The sequence below is a fragment of the Pseudomonas sp. P4_C3 genome (assembly GCF_056402075.1).
The window spans coordinates 1-737 of record NZ_JBFUIC010000744.1; the positions used below are offsets into that span (position 1 = coordinate 1).

General features: G+C 65.3%; 1 protein-coding gene. It reads right to left on the reverse strand.

Annotation, left to right across the window (positions count from 1 at the left end; all coding sequences use genetic code 11):
- Nucleotides 1–737, reverse strand: a 737-nt coding sequence (locus AC1DVH_RS32205; protein ID WP_477757180.1) for a VCBS domain-containing protein, incomplete at both ends; no start/stop codon positions are given.

The window sequence follows — 737 nt, forward strand, 5'->3', positions numbered from 1 at the left end:
CCTCCTGCACGCTGAACACTTCGTTGTGACTCTCGCCCGCCTTCAGCGACTGCACTGCACTGGCGACCCCGTCGGTGCCATTGGCCAGGGTGTAGGTCCACTGGCCGCTGTTATCGACGGCGATCGAACCGTAGGTGCCCGTATCCGTACCCGCAATACTCCAAGTGGCGGTGGCATCGTGATCGATGTCGGCCGAACTGAACTGACCGCTGACGCTGAGCGTGGTGTCTTCCTGCACCGCGCCGGCCGCATTGCCCGTCAGGAAGCTGAGCACGGGCGCATCGTTGCTGCCGGTGACGGTGACGGTCACCAGCTGGGTGTCGACGCCGCCCAGGCCGTCGCTGACCTGCACCGTAAACACGTCCTCATGACTCTCGCCCGCCTTCAACGACTGCACCGCACTGGCAACGCCATCGGTGCCATTGGCCAGCGTGTAAGTCCACTTGCCGGTGTTATCGACGGCGATCGAACCGTAGGTGCCCGTATCCGTACCCGCAATGCTCCAGGTCGCCGTGGCGTCGTGATCGATGTCGGCCGCGCTGAACTGGCCGCTGACGCTGAGCGTGGTGTCTTCCTGCACCGCGCCGGCCTCGTTGCCGGTCGCGAAGCTGAGCACGGGCGCGTCATTGCTGCCGGTAATGGTGACGGTCACCAGCTGGGTGTCGACGCCGCCCAGGCCGTCGCTGACCTGCACCGTAAACACGTCATCGTGGCTCTCGCCCGCCTTCAGCGACTGC